The organism is Fictibacillus phosphorivorans, assembly GCF_001619875.1.
Lineage (GTDB): Bacteria > Bacillota > Bacilli > Bacillales > Fictibacillaceae > Fictibacillus > Fictibacillus phosphorivorans_B.
The window spans coordinates 234473-246609 of the sequence record NZ_LRFC01000037.1 but is presented as its reverse complement, the minus strand read 5'-3'; the positions used below and the strand labels follow the sequence as shown (position 1 = coordinate 246609).

At 37.9% G+C, this 12137-nt stretch carries 17 protein-coding genes and 2 riboswitches; of the genes, 10 read left to right on the top strand and 7 right to left on the bottom strand.

The genetic code is table 11. The features are described 5' to 3' along the window. The first annotated feature begins 9 nt into the window (after nt 1-9). Nucleotides 10-177: riboswitch (cyclic di-AMP (ydaO/yuaA leader) on the top strand. A gap of 170 nt (nt 178-347) precedes the next feature. Next, a complete protein-coding gene (locus AWM68_RS15990) occupies nt 348-1583 on the top strand; it encodes a dicarboxylate/amino acid:cation symporter (protein WP_066244031.1) in 1236 nt (411 codons plus the stop codon). 134 nt (nt 1584-1717) lie between these two features. Continuing rightward, on the top strand, nt 1718-2407 hold the full coding sequence (locus AWM68_RS15985; RefSeq protein ID WP_066244028.1) for a hypothetical protein: 690 nt from the start codon (nt 1718-1720) through the stop codon (nt 2405-2407). On the opposite strand, the gene AWM68_RS15980 is transcribed toward AWM68_RS15985, so the two are convergent. After that, nucleotides 2404-2982: a DNA-3-methyladenine glycosylase gene (locus AWM68_RS15980; RefSeq protein ID WP_066244025.1), complete on the bottom strand. Its 579-nt coding sequence runs from the start codon at nt 2980-2982 to the stop codon at nt 2404-2406. The genes AWM68_RS15985 and AWM68_RS15980 overlap by 4 nt on opposite strands. A gap of 162 nt (nt 2983-3144) precedes the next feature. On the opposite strand from AWM68_RS15980, the gene AWM68_RS21525 reads away from it, so the two are divergent. The 4 genes from AWM68_RS21525 (at nt 3145) to abbA (ending at nt 4335) form a co-directional block, all read left to right on the top strand. Continuing rightward, a complete protein-coding gene (locus AWM68_RS21525) occupies nt 3145-3309 on the top strand; it encodes a hypothetical protein (protein ID WP_156488434.1) in 165 nt (54 codons plus the stop codon). A 123-nt stretch (nt 3310-3432) separates the two neighbouring features. Beyond that, nucleotides 3433-3621 (top strand): Fur-regulated basic protein FbpA, encoded by a 189-nt coding sequence (locus AWM68_RS15975; RefSeq protein ID WP_066244022.1) that lies wholly within the window; start codon nt 3433-3435, stop codon nt 3619-3621. Nucleotides 3622-3739: 118 nt separating this feature from the next. Further along, nucleotides 3740-3824: riboswitch (cyclic di-GMP riboswitch) on the top strand. Between the two features lie 47 nt (nt 3825-3871). After that, nucleotides 3872-4057, top strand: a complete 186-nt coding sequence (locus AWM68_RS15970; RefSeq protein ID WP_066244019.1) for a hypothetical protein — start codon at nt 3872-3874, stop codon at nt 4055-4057. A gap of 89 nt (nt 4058-4146) precedes the next feature. Further along, nucleotides 4147-4335 (top strand): antirepressor AbbA, encoded by a 189-nt coding sequence (abbA, locus tag AWM68_RS15965; RefSeq protein WP_066244014.1) that lies wholly within the window; start codon nt 4147-4149, stop codon nt 4333-4335. 128 nt (nt 4336-4463) lie between these two features. Here the strand turns inward: abbA and AWM68_RS15960 are convergent, their stop codons facing one another. Then, nucleotides 4464-4676 carry a hypothetical protein gene (locus AWM68_RS15960; protein WP_066244011.1) on the bottom strand — a complete coding sequence of 71 codons (213 nt, stop codon included), beginning with the start codon at nt 4674-4676 and terminating at the stop codon, nt 4464-4466. Between the two features lie 217 nt (nt 4677-4893). Here AWM68_RS15960 and AWM68_RS15955 point away from each other — a divergent pair, with 217 nt between their 5' ends. The 3 genes from AWM68_RS15955 (at nt 4894) to ytkD (ending at nt 6601) form a co-directional block, all read left to right on the top strand. Further along, a complete protein-coding gene (locus AWM68_RS15955) occupies nt 4894-5157 on the top strand; it encodes a holin (RefSeq protein WP_066244009.1) in 264 nt (87 codons plus the stop codon). A gap of 314 nt (nt 5158-5471) precedes the next feature. Continuing rightward, nucleotides 5472-6020 carry a hypothetical protein gene (locus tag AWM68_RS15950; RefSeq protein WP_066244007.1) on the top strand — a complete coding sequence of 183 codons (549 nt, stop codon included), beginning with the start codon at nt 5472-5474 and terminating at the stop codon, nt 6018-6020. A gap of 101 nt (nt 6021-6121) precedes the next feature. Beyond that, nucleotides 6122-6601 (top strand): RNA deprotection pyrophosphohydrolase, encoded by a 480-nt coding sequence (gene ytkD / locus AWM68_RS15945; protein ID WP_066244005.1) that lies wholly within the window; start codon nt 6122-6124, stop codon nt 6599-6601. A gap of 10 nt (nt 6602-6611) precedes the next feature. Here ytkD and AWM68_RS15940 read toward each other — a convergent pair whose 3' ends face one another. From AWM68_RS15940 to AWM68_RS15930, 3 genes are all read right to left on the bottom strand, one after another. Next, nucleotides 6612-7403, bottom strand: coding sequence for an ABC transporter permease (locus tag AWM68_RS15940; protein ID WP_066244140.1), 792 nt, complete (start codon nt 7401-7403; stop codon nt 6612-6614). Beyond that, on the bottom strand, nt 7396-8175 hold the full coding sequence (locus tag AWM68_RS15935) for an ABC transporter ATP-binding protein (RefSeq protein WP_066244002.1): 780 nt from the start codon (nt 8173-8175) through the stop codon (nt 7396-7398). The genes AWM68_RS15940 and AWM68_RS15935 overlap by 8 nt, the downstream gene beginning before the upstream one ends. A 112-nt stretch (nt 8176-8287) precedes the next feature. Beyond that, complete coding sequence (locus AWM68_RS15930; RefSeq protein WP_156488432.1) at nt 8288-9292, bottom strand: ABC transporter substrate-binding protein; 1005 nt, start codon at nt 9290-9292, stop codon at nt 8288-8290. A 104-nt stretch (nt 9293-9396) separates the two neighbouring features. Between AWM68_RS15930 and AWM68_RS15925 the strand changes: the two genes are divergently transcribed. Further along, nucleotides 9397-10194 carry an alpha/beta hydrolase family protein gene (locus tag AWM68_RS15925; protein WP_066244000.1) on the top strand — a complete coding sequence of 266 codons (798 nt, stop codon included), beginning with the start codon at nt 9397-9399 and terminating at the stop codon, nt 10192-10194. 7 nt (nt 10195-10201) lie between these two features. On the opposite strand, the gene AWM68_RS15920 is transcribed toward AWM68_RS15925, so the two are convergent. Further along, on the bottom strand, nt 10202-10816 hold the full coding sequence (locus tag AWM68_RS15920) for a TetR family transcriptional regulator (RefSeq protein ID WP_066243997.1): 615 nt from the start codon (nt 10814-10816) through the stop codon (nt 10202-10204). Then, a complete protein-coding gene (locus AWM68_RS15915) occupies nt 10761-12053 on the bottom strand; it encodes an MFS transporter (protein ID WP_066243995.1) in 1293 nt (430 codons plus the stop codon). Before AWM68_RS15915 ends, AWM68_RS15920 begins: the two co-directional genes overlap by 56 nt. Nucleotides 12054-12137 lie beyond the last annotated feature (84 nt).

Here is a 12137-nt window from a genome sequence, read left to right as displayed (position 1 = left end):
AGAGCATATTAATATGATTCGCTGAATTCTTCACTTCTATTCTTAGGACTGAAGAGAAGAAGCGGGGGAACCACAACATTGGCATTACGCCTCGGGATGAATTTGTATAATACAAAAGGGATAACTCTCAATTCCCTAATCCGACAGCTAACCTCGTAAGCGTTTTTGGAGAGAGAGCTTTAATACATGGGCTAAGTCTATGTGTTGCGGTGTATCCCACGGAAAATCCTCTCTATTTTCGTGGGTTTTTATGTGCAGCAAACATAAAAATTTAGGCATGTATTAGGACACACTCCTCATACTATAGTAACAATAGTAAGAATTTTCTAATAAAGGGGGATGCGTTTATGAAATTGTCAACGAAAATTTTGATCGCGCTGGCACTAGGGGTTGTAGCAGGACTTATTCTTAATTTAGCCTTGCCAGATGCGTTCGCAACACTGGATAAATACGTTTTAAAGCCAGTGGGAACATTGTTTTTAAATCTTATTAAAATGCTTGTTGTACCAATTGTTTTCTTTTCAATCGTTTTAGGAACTGCAGGATTAGGTGATCCGAAGAAATTAGGACGTATCGGTGCAAAAACAATCGGTTACTTCTTAGCTACTACAACAATCGCCATCATTATTGCTATGAGTTTAGCACTTATTTTTAAACCAGGCGTAGGTGACTTTAAAACCGAAGGAGCTAAATTTGAAGCACAAGAAGCTCCAGCTGTTACAGATACGTTATTAGGAATTATTCCTACCAACCCTGTTCAGGCTATGGCTGATGGAAACATGCTTCAAATCATTGCTTTCTCAGTATTTGTTGGTTTCGCGTTAACGATGCTTGGAAGCAAAACAAAAGGAATTATGGATTTGATTGAACAAGGTAACGATATCATGATGTACCTTGTAAATGTAGTAATGAAATTTGCTCCATACGGGGCTTTTGCTCTAATCGCTTCGGCAATCGGAAGCCAGGGTATGGATGCGATTAAAGCTATGGGACTCTACATGACGATCGTAATTGCGGCCTTAGCAATTCATTCAATCGTCACGTACGGTGGATCTGTTGCACTTTTAGGTAAAATGAATCCTGTAAAGTTCTTTAAAGGATTTACGCCTGCAATGTCAGTAGCATTCAGTACATCAAGTTCAAATGCTACACTTCCAATTTCCATGAAAACAGCTCAAGAAAACCTTGGTGTTCGCAAATCTGTAAGTGGATTTGTACAGCCGTTAGGCGCTACGATTAACATGGATGGAACAGCGATTATGCAAGGGGTAGCAACAATTTTTATCGCACAAGTATATGATGTAGACTTAAGTATCGGTGCGATGTTGACAGTTATCCTAACAGCAGTTCTTGCAAGTATCGGTACAGCAGGGGTACCTGGTGTTGGATTAATCATGCTAGCCATGGTATTAAACTCAGTTGGATTACCAGTTGAGGGTATCGCTCTAATCCTTGGTGTTGACCGACTTCTTGATATGTTAAGAACGGCTGTCAACATCACAGGAGATGCTGCTTGTGCAGTAATCGTTGATAAAGGTGAAGATAAACATCTTGGAGCTCGAGATCACGAGGTTAGTGCATAATAGATTGATATGAAAGCTGCAGAGAAATTCTCTGCAGCTTTTTTTATATTTAAATATGAGTAAATAAATGTAAGCAAAGATAAGAAAACATGCTAAAATAGAAAGATACATAATGATACTGCGGAGTGATCTTTTTGGAAAAATGGCTAGAGATATTAATGCTTACTGGTAAGGTCATATGGGTACAGATTCAGACTGTTACTACTCCTCTCATAGAGTTAATACAAAGTGGGGCGAATAACTTTTGGTTTGTTTTTGCGGTCACTATCGTCGCAGGGGCGGCACTTTTAAGCCTTATGATTAATGGAATTACTTTTTATCAGGCTCATAATTTTATCCATCGAAAAATGGTCATTGAATCCTCTCAAGATATTGAATTTACCTTATTCTTAAAATCGCTTTGGCAGAGTGATAAATCTAAGGGATTGTTAGCTAACGCAAAGTCAGCCAAAAGCCGATATCTTCAATTCAATGCACAAGAGCGTCTTTTCGTTCAAACCTATCTTCACCAGCGTTTGAAATTTTTACGTACAAACCACCCTTTGTTTATATTGACTGCTCTATTAATAGGTTTGATCTCAAGTATTGCAGTTAACGTCCTGCCCCTTGAAGCTGCAGCGTTCACTGCTGAAAATGTCTTAAAAACAACGTTGTTTGTACTTGTCTGGCTTTTCATTATGCAAGCAAAATATGTATCGATTAAAAAACAGACCTACTATCACCTGGGTTGGATGCAGGAAACGAATAGAGCTGTAAATGTTGATTATATGAATGATGAAGAAGCTTCAGACACGAAAGAAAAAGAAAACAACCCTGCGTATTAGCGCGATACGTAAGGGTTGTTTTTTATCCAGAATCGATAAGGATAATGGACCGCTTCTTCAGCATATTGAATACCAATTCGTGGACCTGCTGCGATTTCTCCTTCTTTTACTTTAAATCCTTCTTCAATTCTTATTTTGCTTTCATTTAGTTTCTTTCCGTTATCAGATAAAGTAAAATTCATACTTTTAGAAAGCTTGCCCGGCCCGTTTGTCAGCTGAATATCATTCTTTATATTTACTCTTCTTTCCCTCATATTCTTTATCCCTTTTACCGGCTGTATTGCTCTTATTAATACTGCTTCAGGCTTATTAAATGGTCCTGAAACAATGTTAAAGCATACGTGCATTCCATAAATGAAATAGGTATAAATCGTTCCTGCCTCATGAAACATTACTTCTGTTCTTGGTGTTCTTCGGTTTCCATAAGAGTGGGCTGCACGGTCTTCAGGCCCTAGATATGCTTCTGTTTCAACAATATATCCTGAAACTAAACCATCATTATCATCCTGATGAATAAGCTCCATACCTAACAGTTTTTTTGCAAGTTCTAGTGTTGGTAAACAAAATAAGTCCATTTTATTCTCCTCATATGTATGACTTTTGCTTTATATAAGTACAATAACGATAGGATTGTAGTATTATGTTTCCTTTTGTCGAAGTTTTACAAACGTAAAAAAAAGGAAATAAGGAATGTAACAAGAAGTTTTTATAAAGCAAATAAATAGGAGGCGTTTAATGTGGATGATTGGGTAAACCAAACAGGAATCTATGAGAATCTCTCCAAGAGGCGCTGGGAATATTGGGAAGTTAGTCAACAAGGTATTAAAACAATGGTTTCCTGGTTGTGCTGGAATGCGCCTAATTCTGTTTATGAACAGTGGAGTAAATCTGTCTTGCATTAAACGCGGTTTACATTAAAGTTCCTTTCCTCGAAGGGACTTTTTTATTTGTTTAGAAAAATAAGGCTTGAATCTTCTTTTATGTGGTTAAAATGTTTAACAGCTAACAAAAAGGAGAAGATTTAAATGAATCATAATAAAGGGCAGCTTCGCAGAGCTGTTGAAGGCCGCAAACAGCGATTGATTCAACATCTGATTCATAAAGGGTTGTATGGATATGAAGATCACAGACATTTAACCGAATTCACACTAAGTGAACTAGAGTTAGAATGGAAGAATGCTCAATACATTGATCAAGAAAACCATATTAGCTGATTTTTTTAAATAGTAAAAAAATATGCATCTAAATAAGTGTTTCTTTGGTATAATATCCCTATGAGTGGGAAATATGTCTTGTCTTTACGACAAAATACGAGATGATCTGCCATAAATCGTTTGATAAAGGCAAACTCGCTGAAAAGTGAGGACGCAAAGCTATAGGGGCTTCATTTTAGTCAATATGCCAGCCAGCTACCTTACGAGACTTATCCTTCGATTTATGAAATCTGATATTAGGGGGATATCTATGTATAATCACTTACTGTACGTTTCATGGTCAGCTATTGGGTTTTATTTAGCTATCATTTTCTGTATTTGCCTATTATTATTTTTTACTGGAAATATCCTTAAAAAGGACACTCGAATTCTAGATATTTTTACAAACATTCTTATCATACTAGGTGCTATTGCTTGGGTTGTGATTACAAGTTAGCGATAAAATTAAAATTTCCAAATTTTTAGTAAGGATACGCTAGATAGCCTCACGTTATAATGATTTTATATACGAGAGGGGGCACATCAATGAATACAAAAACGAAAAATAACCTTACAGACGAGGATAAAGAACTATTAATTGATGCATTACTTAGTCAGGGATATGCTTATGAAGTGGTAGACTCTGAACTGAAAGATTTGGAATATGAGTTAAAGCCTGAATATGAATCAAAAGTACGGAAATTGAACGGTCTGTTAAGAAAATTACATAACTAATAACATTTAGATGGATAAAACAGATCAGGCAAAGGATGCTGGATTAGTAAGAAGAAGTAACGATACAGCCTAACCATACAAAAAATTAAAGCAAAAGGCCTTTTTAAAGGTCTTTTGCTTTTTTGTACTTAAGTATCGAGTAATCCTTTTCTTCTGGCTTCCATACGCCATTCCGCTTCTTTTACTACTCTTCTGGGAAGTTTCCCTCTATTTCTTAAAAATGACCAGTAGGTTAAGTATTGTTTTGGTCTAGACACTGGGGAGACATTTCTTGCATATTCCCACCAAGAGATTTCATTTGCTTCCAAACGTATTAAAAATAGATCGTCGCCTTTTACCATAAAACTCACTCCTGTCTTGCCTTTCGTTACAATTTAGTATGGACTCATTTCAATAAAATAATCGAAAAAAATCATAACACGTTATTTTATGCATGGTGTTTTTTTTCTGTTTAGGACAAAAAGTATTTTTTTGTCTGGCAGGAAATAAGTTATGAAGCTTGAATCTTTAAAATACATAAAGGAAGGTCGTGCTAGAAAATAGGGAGGGGTGGTCCTGTTGGAGCAAGTACTCATGTTTTCGTCACTATTGGCTCCTTTGGTGACAGCGATGATGGAGCTCTTAAAACGTACTTTCCCGTTTCCGAAAAAATATATACCGATTTGCAGTTTTTTTGTAGGGCTATTTATCGGTTTACTAGCTTCCCCTTTTACGAATATGAATGCCGAACTAAGGCTGTGGTCTGGAGGAATAGCCGGCTTGGCAGCAACTGGATTGTATGAAATCGGCAAGAAAAGTAAAAAATCAAAAAGAACCTGTTAGAATTTTAAATTTGTTTTATTTTATTTCGTATATTTGAATTGAACTTTCCAAAAAGAAATTTGCTTTAGAGGTTTTTTATTCGAATTTCTTCCTTGATAAGTTGATTGGAGCGTGCCTACTACCGCCTACTACCTGAGATACATCGAGCAAGGCATGCGACGAGGACCGCGCGGAAAGCGAGCATCCTGGAGCAGAAAATCAACCGCTTCCAAAAGCAATAAAGCTTTCCAAAATCTTCTTTTTAAAAAATGTTTAAAAATACGGATACAGTGAATAGATTATAGTAAGAAAACAATGTCAGGCGGTGAATGATCATGAAAGCTTTTATAGCACTTTGTTTTGCTGTTATGCTATCATTTCTAATTGTCCCTAACATTTCAGAGAACGTACAAGAGAAACCCGGTGCTCCGGATGAAATAATCAATCAACCTGTTAAGGCTGAGGAAAACAATAAAAGTAGCAATAATCAAGAGATTCCAGCCTTTACGGAGGAGATTGCGAAGAAAAGAGCAAATCTCTTTATTGAAGCTTTAAAACAAGAAACAGATGAAAACTATAGAGTTTTACATTATTCCACAAAAGAGGAATATATGACATACTTAATGAATTTTGTGTCAAAAGATATAGCTGCATATTATACAGACGGATTATTTGAGGAAAAAGAGAGTTCGTTGTACATTATTCCTACAGAGCTCCCACCATGGCTTGAGGAAAATGAACCCGTTAACATTAAACAGCTTTCTGATACTTCTTATCGGGTCTATCAGAAGAACACATCAGATCTCTATGGTACATATGAGATTACACTAGGTTATGAATATTTGGATGGAAATTGGATTATTACATTTGCATCTGTTGATTAAACATGGGGTATCCCTTCCCATGTTTTTTCACGATTAAAACAAATGGACTTTAAATGTTGTGAACTTTACAATAAAGGAAACAGTCGAGATGGAGTAGTGTGATGGATATAATTACGTTTAAAGACTTTTATAACAACACTGTACAATTGTCGTTTTCAGACCACCCCTTTTCGGAAACACCTAAACATGTATGGTGTTTGTGTAAGTTTAAAGATCAATGGTTGCTAACCGAGCATCCAAGGCGTGGAATAGAGTTTCCAGGTGGAAAAGTGGAACCAGGTGAGACTGCAGATGAAGCTGCTATTCGTGAAGTGTTTGAAGAAACAGGTGGAAGAGTTTCAAATCTCAAATATATTGGTCAATATTACGTGGATGGAAAAGGCGGAAAAATTATTAAGAATATATATGTTGCAACTGTAGATAAGATTCTGTTAAAAAACCGATATTTTGAAACGAACGGACCTGTTTTATTGAGCGAGCTTCCTGAAGATGTATCTACGAATAAGTCGTTTAGCTTCATGATGAAAGACCAGGTTCTGAGTGAGAGCATGAAATATGCACTCAAACATTCCCTGGCCTAATCTTCTTGATTCATGAGCGGTGTTTAATAAGTTTCCGTTCTAATAATTCTACTCCTTGATACATAACTGTTGCCATTATAGCTATAATGAGAAGACTCATTAATACAAGGGTAAAATTAAAGACTTGGAAACCATATATGATCATGTATCCCAACCCTTGTTTTGAGACTAAGAACTCTCCTACAATTACCCCAACCCATGATAACCCTACATTTACTTTTAAAGATGAGATAATATTTGGAAAACAGGCTGGAAGGATAACCTCCTTAAAGCACTGTTTTTTATTTCCTCCAAAAGACCGAATGACTTTAACATAATTAGCATCAACATTTTGAAATGCCGTGTATACGACAAGTGTAGTAATAATAATGGAAATGAGGATCCCCATAGCGATAATGGACCCGAAGTTCGGACCGATCGCAACGATTAATATCGGTCCTAATGCTACTTTCGGCATAGCGTTTAAAACGACAAGATAGGGATCAAGTACTTTTGATAAGAATGGTGACCACCAAAGTAAAGCTGCCAGCAAGGTACCTAACAAAGTTCCTAAAATAAATCCTAAGACAGTCTCTCCAAGGGTAAAGATAACGTGGAGGTATAGTGAGCCATCGCTGGCTTTTTCAAGAAAGAGCGTCCATATTTTCGTTGGTGAGCTGAACAATAAAGGATTAATCCACCCCTTAACTGAAGAGATTTCCCATAGTAGGAAAAAGCTGATAAATATGAGCAGCTGAACAAATCGGATGTTTCGTTTTTCTTTTTTTAAGGATTGAAGGTATTCTCTATGTTTCTCATTCATTATCGTTTTGTTCAATGTGCTCCAACTCCTCCCATATTTGCTGAAAGGTTGCAGAAAAGTCTGGATGCTGTCGTGCTTCAAAGGGCAGGAGTGCTCTCAGGGTTTCTGGAATCTTAAATGTTCTGAAGATACGTCCTGGGTTGCTTGATAACAAGATAACAGTGTCGCTCATTGCAATCGCCTCACCGATGTCATGTGTTACAAGAATAGCCGTTTTACCGTGTTCTTTTAAAGTAGAAGATACAAGGTCCTCAAGCTTTAACTTGGTTTGATAGTCAAGTGCAGAAAAGGGTTCATCTAGTAAAAGCATCTTCGGATGGGTAGCTAAAGTGCGAACAAGCGCAACCCTCTGCCTCATTCCTCCAGAAAGCTCTGAAGGGTATTTGCTTCTTGTATGGTCTAATCCAATTTCTTTTAATAATGTGAATGCACCTTGAATGTGTTCAAATGAATATTGATTTCTCAATTTCAAACCAATCGTAATATTATCCTCTATGGTTTTCCAAGGAAACAAGTAATCTTGCTGCAGCATGTAGCCTATCTTTGGATGTGGCTGAGTAATTCGTTGGTTGTTTACCATGACTGAACCGACAGTGGGAAGCAACAAGCCTGCAATAATCGATAGAAGTGTGGATTTTCCGCATCCGCTAGGTCCTAGAATGGAAATGAACTCTCCCTCATTGACAGAAAGCGTTATATCCTCCAAGGCCGTTGTGGCAGAGGTCTTAGAAAAGTAGGTTTGCCCGACTGATTTTAGTTGTAAAAAAGCCACGACGATCCCTCCTGATTTTTTTGTTCCGCTTTAGCTGCTTATGCTCACCTCACAACGGGGGAGCATCTGTAACGAGACTCAACGGTTTTAAGAACGATACAATAACAGCCTTTTATTTAATGGCTTCTTTTGCCAATGAGGTGTTAACAAGAACGTTATAATCCACTTTTTTCGGAAGCTCTCCAGCTTCATCCATAATCGTCTGAAGATTATTCCATTCCTCTTCATCTAAAATAGGGTTGAGTGCAAAACTGTGCTGACCTTTATAGCGTTCAACAACTGTTTCGATTAGTTCAACAGGGGTATCTTCAAAATATGGTGCAATCACTTCAGCGATCTCTTTAGAAGAATGGTTTTCCACCCAGAGCTGTGCTTTGTATAACCCTTTTGTAAACTTTTCTAAGGTTTCTTTGTTCTCTTTCATGTAGCTTTCTTTTGCCATGAATGTGGTATAAGGAATCTTGCCTGATTCTGTCCCGAAAGAGGCTACGATGTGTCCGATTCCTTCTTGTTCAAAAAGGCTTGCTTGAGGCTCGAAAAGCTGAACGTAATCACCTGTGCCAGATGCAAACGCGTTTGCGATATTGGCGAAATCAATATTCTGTATCATCGTTAAGTCATTCTTTGGATCGATGCCATGCTTTTTAAGACCAAACTCACCAGCCATTTGCGGCATGCCGCCTTTTCTCTGTCCTAAGAACGTACTGCCTTTTAACTGATCCCAAGAAAAGAACTCAGGCTTTTTACGGGCCACTAAAAACGTACCGTCTGTTTGGGTTAATTGTGCGAAATTGATAACTGGATCTGTTGAATCTTGTGCATGTACGTAGATTGTTGTTTCTGAACCAACAAGTGCAACATCAGCACCATCTGATAATAAGGCAGTCATCGTTTTGTCCCCGCCCCAGGTGGTTGTCAGCTCTACATTCAAACCTTCTTCTTTAAAAAATCCTTTTTCAATAGCAACATATTGAGGGGCATAAAAGATGGAGCGGGTTACTTCTGCAATCCGGACTTTTTCTTGTTTAGGGCTTGAAGTGCTGCACCCAGCAAAGAGCAAGGAGAAGGCTAATAAACAAGTGAACAGTATGCTTAAATTTCTTTTAATCTGTATCATATCGGATCCTCCTGCAAATAGGGATGAAGTCATGACTTTTATGTAATAATGTATGTGATTGCGTTAAATGTGTGTTTGCCTACTAAAAAACAAGGAGTGTCGGAATGAAAAAAGCAAAAATGATAGAGTGGCAGCGATTTCCTTCCCCACATCCAACCATTCGCCTGTATGTGGTCACTTATTTAAATGATGGATTGAAAATTAAAGGACTTGCCGCTTTACCAGAAGGAAAAGGGCCATTTCCGGGATTTTTATACCTTCGAGGCGGAATTAAATCGGTAGGAATGGTAAGGATTGCTAGAATCATTCAGTTCGCTTCTCAAGGGTTTGTTGTTATGGCTCCTTATTATCGTGGCAACCAAGGTGGTGAGGGGAACGAGGATTTTGCTGGCGAAGACCGAACAGATGCTTTTGCTGCATTTGAAGTACTAAAACAGTTCCCAAAAGTAGATGAAAACAACATTCATGTGTTTGGTTTTTCAAGAGGGGGGCCGATGGCTCTTTTTACTGCTATAAAGTTTCCAGAGATTCGCTCGGTTGTAACGTGGGGTGGAGTAACGGATATGGCTGTTACGTACGAAGAGAGAGAAGACTTGCGGAGGATGATGAAGCGGGTTATTGGAGGAACACCAGATAAATACCCGGAAGAATTTGAGTGGAGATCACCTCTAAATTATATAGGGGAGTTAGAAGCGCCATTGCTTTGTATCCATGGAATGAAGGATGAAAACGTAAGTGTGGAGCATACACATAGAATTGAAAAAAGGTTAAAAGAGCTAGGAAAGCCATGTGAAACATGGATCTATCCCGAATATACGCACTACTTCCCGCCAAAAGAAAATCGGAAAATTACATACGCACTTTGTGAATGGATGAAGGAACATGGAAAAGGAGCTCAATGAGCTCCTTTTACTTTTGTTTGACGCCTAACATGTATGCCAATTGGGACAAGAAAAGGTCAATTTGCTGGTTGTAATCAATATCTTGTTTTGATACGAATATCGTTGAAATATGAATGCCGTCGTTAAAGGTAATATAATATCTTGCGATGGCCTCTACCGGATATCTTGGCTGAAATTCTCCTTTTTCTACCCCTTGCTGAAACAGCCAAACAAATTGGTCAGTCGCATATTTGTAACGGTTTTTAAAATAAGCAGCTTTCTCTGGTACTCTTCGATTAATCAGAAAGAATTCGATCTGTACAGCAGTAAATGAATCTTGTTTGTCTTCAATCTCCTTAAAGCTCTCAAATTCGTTAGAAAGAGATTGCCAGATCGAATCTGTATGAGCTAGCCGTTCAATTCCATCACGAAACGATTCATTCATGGAGTGCAAGACGGATTCAAACAAATCTTCCTTATTGGAAAAGTAAGAATACACACCACCTCTGCTCAAATCAACGGCATCGATTACATCTTGCATAACAAAAGCTTCGTATCCTTTTTTCGCAAAGATCTCTTTAGCCGCATTAAGAATGCTGAGCCTCCGCTGCTCTTTGTGACTCTCTGTTACTTTCGGTGACATATTCTGCTTTTTCCTTTCCAAATGATTTTCTTAAGAAAAAGGCTATCACACTTATTAGGCATAATCCACTAGATGCTGCCAGGAACAAAGGAACGACGCCAATATAGTTTCCTAGAATTCCGCCGGCAAGAGGTCCCGTTAAACTTGAAAACATCATGATGCTCCCGATTGTGCCAAGTGTTCGTCCGCTCATTTCAGAAGGTGTAGCCTTCATAACAGTTGACTGGAACGGAATAAAGACGAAACCTGCTCCTAATGAGCCGATGCATGCCAAGATAGACGCCCATACATAAGGGAATGGCAACTGAAAATAAGTAAGAAATGCGATGCTTCCGAAACCTGCTCCTAATATGAAGCAACCGCTTATCATACTGTTCACTGTTTTTTTTACTTCGATCTTGCTTAGTAAAAGACCTGAAATAATAAATCCAGCACCTGATGCTGCCATAACTGTTCCAATCAAGCTCGAGGAAACCTCTTTAAGGTCTCTAAATAAAACAACAAACTGTGAGTCGGCCATCTGCAATACGAACATCATCACGGCCATTAATATCGTTCCATAAAAAATGAATGGAACAGATTTAATAAACAAAAAACCATTTTTCATTTCTCCTGTAAAACTCTGTGAAGCTTTATTTTCTATTGATGAAGTTTGGAGTTTGGAAGGGTTGACTGGAATCATAAGCAATAGAAGAGCAGATAGAAAGAATGATAACGAATCAATGACAAAGATCATTTTGATATCCCAGAGAAGAAGAAGAAATCCGCTTAATGCAGGACCGATAATTTTTGTGCCATTTTCAATCAAAGAGCTTATAGATGCCGCTTGCTGCATATGCTGATTTGGTACAATTTCCTTAATCTTTCCGTTTTTTGCGGGATTGAAAAGAGAAGAACATACACCAAGTAAAAATAATAACGAATAGATGTGCCATAATTGATCAGCAAAAATCAAACCCATAATGACAAATCCTCTTGCGATATCAGATGCGATCATGATGTATTTTCTTTCTAAACGATCAGCAAAAACCCCCGTGATCGGTCCTAATAATGTCATGGGAATTGCGAGGGATAAGATAATCAAAGAAACTTCAAGTGGTGTTGCATTCCATTTTAGCCCTACAAGAGTAAATATGGCTAGTATGGATATCCAGTCACCAAGGTTCGAAATAAGTTGAGCAGAAACTAAGTATCGATACGGTTTGTTACGCAGAAGTGTTTCTGAAGATTGTTCCAATTGATCAGCCCCTAAAATATAATTGACATCTATGTCACTATTATAAATGACACTAGTGTCAGTTTGCAAGGAAAAAATTCCAAT

Excerpts from the sequence above, each read along its gene's own strand:
- AWM68_RS15990 (WP_066244031.1), top strand. The coding sequence starts at position 348 with ATGAAATTGTCAACGAAAATTTTGATCGCGCTGGCACTAGGGGTTGTA.
- AWM68_RS15980 (WP_066244025.1), bottom strand. The coding sequence starts at position 2,982 with ATGGACTTATTTTGTTTACCAACACTAGAACTTGCAAAAAAACTGTTA.
- AWM68_RS15975 (WP_066244022.1), top strand. The coding sequence starts at position 3,433 with ATGAATCATAATAAAGGGCAGCTTCGCAGAGCTGTTGAAGGCCGCAAA.
- AWM68_RS15970 (WP_066244019.1), top strand. The coding sequence starts at position 3,872 with ATGTATAATCACTTACTGTACGTTTCATGGTCAGCTATTGGGTTTTAT.
- abbA (WP_066244014.1), top strand. The coding sequence starts at position 4,147 with ATGAATACAAAAACGAAAAATAACCTTACAGACGAGGATAAAGAACTA.
- AWM68_RS15960 (WP_066244011.1), bottom strand. The coding sequence starts at position 4,676 with ATGGTAAAAGGCGACGATCTATTTTTAATACGTTTGGAAGCAAATGAA.
- AWM68_RS15950 (WP_066244007.1), top strand. The coding sequence starts at position 5,472 with ATGAAAGCTTTTATAGCACTTTGTTTTGCTGTTATGCTATCATTTCTA.
- ytkD (WP_066244005.1), top strand. The coding sequence starts at position 6,122 with ATGGATATAATTACGTTTAAAGACTTTTATAACAACACTGTACAATTG.
- AWM68_RS15940 (WP_066244140.1), bottom strand. The coding sequence starts at position 7,403 with ATGAATGAGAAACATAGAGAATACCTTCAATCCTTAAAAAAAGAAAAA.
- AWM68_RS15930 (WP_156488432.1), bottom strand. The coding sequence starts at position 9,292 with ATGATACAGATTAAAAGAAATTTAAGCATACTGTTCACTTGTTTATTA.
- AWM68_RS15925 (WP_066244000.1), top strand. The coding sequence starts at position 9,397 with ATGAAAAAAGCAAAAATGATAGAGTGGCAGCGATTTCCTTCCCCACAT.
- AWM68_RS15920 (WP_066243997.1), bottom strand. The coding sequence starts at position 10,816 with ATGTCACCGAAAGTAACAGAGAGTCACAAAGAGCAGCGGAGGCTCAGC.